7 protein-coding genes are annotated in these 6788 nt (G+C 33.0%); 5 read left to right on the top strand and 2 right to left on the bottom strand.

Annotation, left to right across the window (positions count from 1 at the left end):
* Nucleotides 1-383: 383 nt before the first annotated feature.
* Nucleotides 384-1766 carry a MocR-like pyridoxine biosynthesis transcription factor PdxR gene (pdxR, locus tag AC2D8K_RS09125; RefSeq protein ID WP_002451193.1) on the bottom strand — a complete coding sequence of 461 codons (1383 nt, stop codon included), beginning with the start codon at nt 1764-1766 and terminating at the stop codon, nt 384-386.
* Between the two features lie 96 nt (nt 1767-1862).
* Between pdxR and pdxS the strand changes: the two genes are divergently transcribed.
* Nucleotides 1863-2750: a pyridoxal 5'-phosphate synthase lyase subunit PdxS gene (gene pdxS, locus AC2D8K_RS09120; RefSeq protein ID WP_002451194.1), complete on the top strand. Its 888-nt coding sequence runs from the start codon at nt 1863-1865 to the stop codon at nt 2748-2750.
* A gap of 3 nt (nt 2751-2753) precedes the next feature.
* Nucleotides 2754-3311 (top strand): pyridoxal 5'-phosphate synthase glutaminase subunit PdxT, encoded by a 558-nt coding sequence (gene pdxT / locus AC2D8K_RS09115; RefSeq protein ID WP_002451195.1) that lies wholly within the window; start codon nt 2754-2756, stop codon nt 3309-3311.
* A 56-nt stretch (nt 3312-3367) separates the two neighbouring features.
* On the opposite strand, the gene AC2D8K_RS09110 is transcribed toward pdxT, so the two are convergent.
* The gene (locus AC2D8K_RS09110; RefSeq protein ID WP_002451196.1) at nt 3368-4582 is read right to left on the bottom strand and encodes a NupC/NupG family nucleoside CNT transporter; all 1215 of its coding nucleotides are present in this window, start codon (nt 4580-4582) and stop codon (nt 3368-3370) included.
* 155 nt (nt 4583-4737) lie between these two features.
* On the opposite strand from AC2D8K_RS09110, the gene AC2D8K_RS09105 reads away from it, so the two are divergent.
* The 3 genes from AC2D8K_RS09105 to AC2D8K_RS09095 are packed head-to-tail and all read left to right on the top strand — an operon-like array spanning nt 4738 to nt 6774.
* The gene (locus AC2D8K_RS09105) at nt 4738-5199 is read left to right on the top strand and encodes a CtsR family transcriptional regulator (protein ID WP_002451197.1); all 462 of its coding nucleotides are present in this window, start codon (nt 4738-4740) and stop codon (nt 5197-5199) included.
* Nucleotides 5200-5219: 20 nt separating this feature from the next.
* Nucleotides 5220-5777 carry a UvrB/UvrC motif-containing protein gene (locus AC2D8K_RS09100; RefSeq protein WP_484698535.1) on the top strand — a complete coding sequence of 186 codons (558 nt, stop codon included), beginning with the start codon at nt 5220-5222 and terminating at the stop codon, nt 5775-5777.
* Nucleotides 5770-6774, top strand: coding sequence for a protein arginine kinase (locus AC2D8K_RS09095; RefSeq protein WP_002451199.1), 1005 nt, complete (start codon nt 5770-5772; stop codon nt 6772-6774). The genes AC2D8K_RS09100 and AC2D8K_RS09095 overlap by 8 nt, the downstream gene beginning before the upstream one ends.
* Nucleotides 6775-6788: the final 14 nt, after the last annotated feature.

Genomic DNA, 6788 nt, shown 5'->3' with positions numbered 1-6788 from the left:
CTTAGACGATGAATTGAAGAATGAGCGCAACGAGCTTAGTCGAGCTAAGTGAGTAAGGGAGAGATGAAAATGAAGAAGTATAAGCGCATTTCTCTCAAGTTGAAAAAGCTCCTTAGCACCGAAGGTAGCAGACTAACGTTCTAAAGCAAAACAGTGATTGAAAATCACATGTTTTACTTACTTAATAGCATGAGCTATTAAGAACAATAGCCCATGCCAGGCAAATATAATTGAGACCGCAAGGTCTCTTTTTTTATGCCCAAAAATAAAAAGAGTCAGTTTATCCATTTCTCTTTAATTATATCCCTCAAGTTAATTATGAATACAATAGACTAACGTCAATTGCATAAGTAACACTAACTTTTTCAAAAGAAAAAGAAGTGTTACTTTATAATTAACGTATTGATGAGTGCTTCTGTATGGGAAGTTAATTGGTTTTTAGGAATACCACCGAAACCTATAATGAATTTTGGAGTTGAACTTGTATTTTCTTCAAATTCATAGGGGTGTAATTTCAGTGAATGCTTTTTAGCGCGTTGTAAACATTCTTCCATATTTAATCCGTTTAAAACAGTTAGAGTAAAATGCATACCTGTAAGTGCACCGTCAACTTTCAACTGATTTTCGTATGGTGACAAAGCATTTAAAATAAATTGCAACTTTTCTTTATAAATTTTTCTCATTTTATTTAAATGACGTTCAAAACTACCACTACTCATAAATTGTGCAATCATTCTTTGGATATGAACTGGAGCTGTATTGGCTTCTTTATAATGATAATGATGATATTGTTCTAACAATTTCGGTGGTAATACAATATATGCAATTCTGCAACTTGGATAAATAGATTTAGAAAAGGTACTAAGATAAATGACTTTATCCTGTGAATCAAGACTCTGTAATGCAGGGATAGGTTTACCAAAATATCTAAATTCTGAATCATAATCATCTTCGATAATGTATCTATTATCTTGTTGTTGAGCCCAGTTGATGAGTTGGGTTCTTTTCTTTAGATTCATAACATGGCCAGTAGGAAACTGGTGTGAAGGTGTGATATAAATTATGTTATGATCCGATGATAAAATAGGATGAGTTTGTATACCATTTTTCTCGACTGGGACTTGTAAATAGTTGAATTTCTTTTTATCTAATACTTGTTTAATCGGAGGATAACTAGGTTTTTCTATAGCAAATGACGCATCTTCGAGTATATCAGTTAACATATTTAATAATTGTTCTGTTGAAGATCCTATTATGATTTGATCTGGATGAGATGTTACTCCTCTACTGCTGAATAAATAATGCGCAATTTGTTGTCTTAATTCAAATTCACCTTGATTATTTCCTCTTTGTAATAGTTCAAACTGATTATCTTCAAATACATCTTTTGCATATTTTCTAAATAAATGTGAGGGAAAATATTCTGCGTCGATTTCTGATAAGTTAAAAGAATAAGCATAATGTTCTTTATCTTCATCCAAATTTTCATTATTGTTGTATGTAGTTGTGGGCACAACATATTGTTTGGGTAGTACAGGTAATGATTCGATATCGGAGACGTAATAACCTGATCGTGGTTTAGAGTATATAAACCCTTCATCCAATAACAATTGATAGGCGTGTTCAATAGTTGTTTGGCTTAAAGATAAATGCTCACTTAATTGACGTTTTGAAGGGAATCTGTCATTTGACTGATATTGACCTTCTATAATTTGCTTTTTCAACTTTTCGTATAAATCAATATACAGTGATTGTTTCTCTTTCACTCATCTGACCTCCTTTATAATAAATAAATTGAACCTTTTTAAATATCAGTTTATCCTTTACAATTAATTTAATCAAGAAGTAAAGGGGTAGAATTTATGTCTAAAATAGTTGGATCTGAAAGAGTTAAACGAGGAATGGCTGAAATGCAAAAAGGCGGCGTTATTATGGATGTTGTCAATGCGGAACAAGCTAAAATTGCAGAAGAAGCTGGTGCTGTTGCAGTTATGGCATTAGAACGAGTACCTTCTGATATTAGAGCAGCTGGTGGTGTTGCACGTAGTGCTAACCCTAAAATTGTTGAAGAAGTTATGAATGCTGTATCTATTCCAGTTATGGCTAAAGCACGAATTGGTCATATTACAGAAGCTCGTGTATTAGAAGCAATGGGTGTGGATTATATTGATGAATCAGAAGTACTAACACCTGCTGATGAAGAATATCATTTGCGTAAAGATCAATTCACAGTACCTTTTGTATGTGGTTGTCGTAATTTAGGTGAAGCTGCTCGTCGTATCGGCGAAGGGGCTGCTATGTTAAGAACTAAAGGAGAACCGGGTACGGGTAATATTGTCGAAGCAGTAAGACATATGAGAAGAGTTAATGCTGAAGTGAGTCGATTGACTGTTATGAATGATGATGAAATTATGACATTTGCTAAAGATATCGGAGCACCATATGAAGTTTTAAAACAAATCAAAGATAATGGTAGATTACCAGTTGTTAACTTTGCTGCAGGTGGCGTTGCAACACCTCAAGATGCTGCTTTAATGATGGAACTAGGTGCAGATGGTGTATTTGTTGGATCAGGTATTTTCAAATCTGAGGATCCAGAAAAATTCGCTAAAGCGATTGTTCAAGCTACGACACACTATCAAGATTATGAGCTAATTGGTAAATTAGCTGCCGAATTAGGGACTGCTATGAAAGGCTTAGACATTAACCAAATTTCATTAGAAGAACGTATGCAAGAGCGTGGTTGGTAATATATGAAAATAGGTGTATTAGCGCTTCAAGGTGCAGTTCGTGAACATATTCGTCATATAGAATTGAGTGGTCATGAAGGTATCGCTATTAAAAAAGTAGAACAATTAGATGATATCGATGGTTTAATCTTACCTGGTGGTGAATCAACAACATTAAGAAGGTTAATGGATTTATATGGTTTTAAAGAAAAGCTTCAGCAATCAGATTTACCTATGTTTGGTACTTGTGCTGGTTTAATCGTACTAGCTAGTGATGTTGAAGGTGAGGAAGGCTATTTAAATAAATTGGATATTACAGTTCAACGTAATTCATTTGGTAGACAAGTAGATAGCTTCGAATCAGAATTAGACATTAAAGGTATTGCTACGGATATAGAAGGTGTTTTTATTAGAGCACCTCATATTGCGAAAGTAGCTGACCATGTTGAAATATTAAGTGAAATTGGCGATAAAATCGTTGCTGTTAAGCAAGATAAATATTTAGGGGTATCATTCCATCCTGAATTAACAGATGATTATCGTGTAACGGACTATTTTATTAACCATATGATTCAAAAATAAAAATAAGGCAATGTATGATTGAGTTTAAATACCCAATCATACATTGCCTTTGTTCATTAAATGAAGAATCCAGCAATTGCTGCTGAAATAAATGATACTAATGTCGCACCGAATAATAATTTTAATCCGAATCTTGCAACAACGTCACCTTTTTTATCATTTAATGATTTAATAGCACCAGAAATAATACCAATAGAGCTAAAGTTAGCAAATGATACTAAGAATACTGAAGTAACACCTTTAGCATGTTCTGAAATGCCATTTAACTTACCTAATGCCTGCATTGCAACGAATTCATTTGATAGTAATTTAGTTGCCATAACAGAACCTGATTGAACCGCATCGTTCCATGGTACACCTGCTAAGAATGCAAATGGAGCAAAAACAAATCCAATTAAAGTTTGGAAATCCCATTTGATTGCACCACCTGAAAGTAAACTGAAAGCACCGCTTACTAAACCATTAAGTAACGCGATGATTGCGATGTATCCAATTAACATCGCGCCTACGATGACTGCCACTTTAAATCCATCTAAAATATACTCCCCAAGCATTTCAAAGAAAGATTGATTTTTAGTTTCACTTTCGGCAACTAATAATTTATCATCTTCTTCATTAACTTTATAAGGATTAATAATTGAAGCGATAATGAAACCACCAAATAAGTTTAATACAACGGCTGTTACGACGTATTTCGGTTCAATTAATGTGAAATAAGCACCAATAATTGAAGCAGATACAGTAGACATTGCAGATGCAGTTAATGTATACAAACGTTGTTTAGGTATATAAGGAAGTTGTTGTTTTAAAGAAATAAATACTTCAGATTGACCTAAAATTGCTGCTGCTACTGCATTGTATGATTCCAAACGTCCCATACCATTGATTTTTGAAATCAGGAAACCTAACACATTAATTATAAATGGTAAAATTTTAGTGTATTGTAAGATACCGATTAATGCTGAAATAAATACAATTGGTAATAAAACGTTAAAGAAAAATGGTGGATTTTTAGGATCTACATATTTAAAACCACCGAAAACGAAGTTAACGCCTTCTGCTGCTTTAGATAGTAAATAACCAAAACCATTAGCAATACCACCAATGACTGTAATACCAATATTTGTTTTTAATAAAATGAAGGCGAAAATTAATTGAATTACTAATAATAATCCAACATATTGCCAACGAATATTCTTTCTATCTGAACTAAATAAGTACGCGAGTGCTAAAAAGAAAATAATTCCAATAATCCCTATGAGAATGTGCATGTTTTTTCATTCCTTTAATTTATTCTATTGTCTATCATACAATAAAAAATAAGCGCTAACATCATAAAATTTAAAAATTTAAAATCAAATTAATTGAAAATGGTCAAAGTTGGTCATATAATATAGTCAAAGAAGGTCAAAAAGAGGTGATAATCATGCATAATATGTCCGACATCATAGAACAGTACATTAAACATTTATTTGAAGAAACCAATGAAGATGTGGTGGAAATTCAAAGAGCAAATATTGCTCAACGTTTTGACTGCGTCCCTTCTCAATTAAACTATGTGATTAAAACGAGATTTACAAATGAGCATGGTTACGAAATAGAAAGTAAACGTGGTGGTGGTGGTTACATCCGAATCACGAAAATTGAAAACAAAGATGAAACAGGTTATATTAATCATTTACTTCAATTAATAGGTCCTTCAATATCCCAACAACAAGCACTTTATTTAATAGATGGCTTGTTAGATAAAGGACTTGTAAATGAAAGAGAAGCAAAAATGATTATTGCTGCTATTGATCGAGAAACGTTAAAAATGGATATTGTATCTCGAGATATTATTAGAGCAAATATTCTTAAAAGAATTTTACCTGTCATAAATTACTACTAGAAGAATTGAGGTGTTGCTTTTTGCTTTGTGAAAATTGCCATTTAAATGAAGCTGAAGTTAAATTAACAGTTAAAAGTAAAGAAGGTGTGCAAGAAAAATGGGTATGTAGTACTTGTGCGCAAGGTGATAACCCATGGACGCACCAAGAGCAATCATCCTATCATCATCAAGATGATATAGAAGAAGCATTTGTTGTAAAGCAAATATTACAACATTTAGCGACTAAACATGGTATTAATTTTCAAGAAATGGCATTTCAGGAAGAAAAAAGATGTCCAACTTGTCATATGACGTTAAAAGACATCGCACATGTAGGCAAATTTGGTTGTTCCAATTGCTATGCAACATTCAAGGATGACATCTTAGACATAGTAAGACGTGTGCAAGGCGGTCAGTATGAACATGTTGGAAAAGTGCCTCAATCTTCTTATCATAAGCTTGCGCTTAAAAAGAAAATCGAAGAGAAGAAACAATTTTTACAACAATTAATAGATGAACAAGATTTTGAACAGGCAGCCATTGTTCGAGACGAAATTAAATCGCTACGTGATGAGAGCGAGGTGCAACAGGATGAGTGACTTAGAACCTAACATTAGTGAGTGGATGAAAACGACTAAAGAAGCACCAGTGGTCATTTCTTCAAGAATTCGCTTAGCAAGAAATCTTGAAAATCATGTTCATCCACTCATGTTTCCGACAGAACAAGATGGATTTAGAGTAATAAATGAAGTACAAGATGCATTACCCAACATGACTTTGAAAAGACTAGACATGATGGACCAACAAAATAAAATGAAATTAGTAGCTAAACATTTAGTGAGTCCAGAGTTGATTAAACAACCAGCATCGGCCGTTCTATTAAATGATGATGAATCAATCAGTGTCATGATTAATGAAGAAGATCATATTAGAATTCAAGCGCTAGGTACAGATTTATCTCTAGAAAGATTGTATAAAGAAGCGTCGACGTTAGATGATGAAATCGATCAACAACTCGATATCAGTTATGATGAACATCTAGGTTATTTAACAACATGTCCTACTAATATAGGAACTGGTATGAGAGCAAGTGTGATGTTGCATTTGCCAGGTCTTTCTATCATGAAAAGAATGTCAGGTATAGCACAAACAATCAATCGATTTGGTTTTACCATTCGAGGAATATACGGTGAAGGGTCACAAGTTTATGGCCACATTTACCAGGTTTCAAACCAATTAACATTGGGGAAAACAGAAGAAGAAATCATAGAGAATTTAACAGAAGTAATCAATCAAATTATAAATGAAGAACTTCAAATTCGATCAAGATTAGATAAACATAAACATTTAGAAACGTTAGATAGAGTTTATCGTTCATTAGGAATACTGCAAAATAGCAGGCTTATCACTATGGAAGAAGCATCTTATCGATTGAGTGAAGTTAAATTAGGCATAGATTTAAATTATATCAAACTAGATAATTTTAAATTCAATGAACTGATGGTAGGAATTCAAACACCATTTTTATTTGATGAAGAGGATGAAACACCAGTCAATGAAAAGAGAGCGAATGTTTTAAGAGAACATATAAAATAGGAGGTAACAAATCA

It is taken from the genome of Staphylococcus sp. 510, from assembly GCF_057219715.1.
The sequence above is the reverse complement of the archived record's forward strand: the minus strand, read 5'-3'. Positions and strand labels throughout refer to the sequence as shown.

Bases quoted from the DNA above. Each gene is read 5' to 3' on its own strand.
- AC2D8K_RS09105 (WP_002451197.1), top strand. From the start codon at position 4,738: ATGCATAATATGTCCGACATCATAGAACAGTACATTAAACATTTATTT.
- AC2D8K_RS09095 (WP_002451199.1), top strand. From the start codon at position 5,770: ATGAGTGACTTAGAACCTAACATTAGTGAGTGGATGAAAACGACTAAA.
- pdxT (WP_002451195.1), top strand. From the start codon at position 2,754: ATGAAAATAGGTGTATTAGCGCTTCAAGGTGCAGTTCGTGAACATATT.
- pdxS (WP_002451194.1), top strand. From the start codon at position 1,863: ATGTCTAAAATAGTTGGATCTGAAAGAGTTAAACGAGGAATGGCTGAA.
- AC2D8K_RS09110 (WP_002451196.1), bottom strand. From the start codon at position 4,582: ATGCACATTCTCATAGGGATTATTGGAATTATTTTCTTTTTAGCACTC.